Origin of the sequence: Vallitalea maricola, from assembly GCF_036985595.1 — a bacterium.
Classification (GTDB): Bacteria; Bacillota; Clostridia; order Lachnospirales; family Vallitaleaceae; genus Vallitalea; species Vallitalea maricola.
In genome coordinates this window covers 1-369 of record NZ_BTPU01000176.1, presented here as the reverse complement: position 1 = coordinate 369, position 369 = coordinate 1, and the positions used below count along the sequence as shown (strand labels likewise).

Here is a 369-nt window from a genome sequence, read left to right as displayed (position 1 = left end):
AACCTTAGAAGCAGACGGTTCAACAGATGTAACAGTAACCTTCACTGACGGGGTAGGAACAGCAGACCTAATCCTCAACAAAGCAGATGTTCAAACAATAGGGCTAAGCATATCAGGAATCAATACCCCAGCAACAAATACCCTCAATATCACGCCCGTACACACAGCAGTAGATGGGATGAAAGTAAATCAAGACATAACAGCACCATCAGCCAATGGAGGGCAATTTGCACAACAGCCTAAGGTAAACGCGGTAGATGAATTTGGAAATATATGTACAAGTGACAATGGGACAATCATAACAGCAAGTAAAAAAGACTCAGGAACATGGAACCTGACAGGAACAACCACAGCAGCAGTAAGCGCAGG

General features: G+C 43.9%; 1 protein-coding gene. It reads left to right on the top strand.

What is annotated here, in order from left to right; translation table 11 throughout:
* On the top strand, positions 1–369 hold a 369-nt coding region (locus AACQ14_RS23780; RefSeq protein WP_339366021.1), incomplete at both ends, for a hypothetical protein.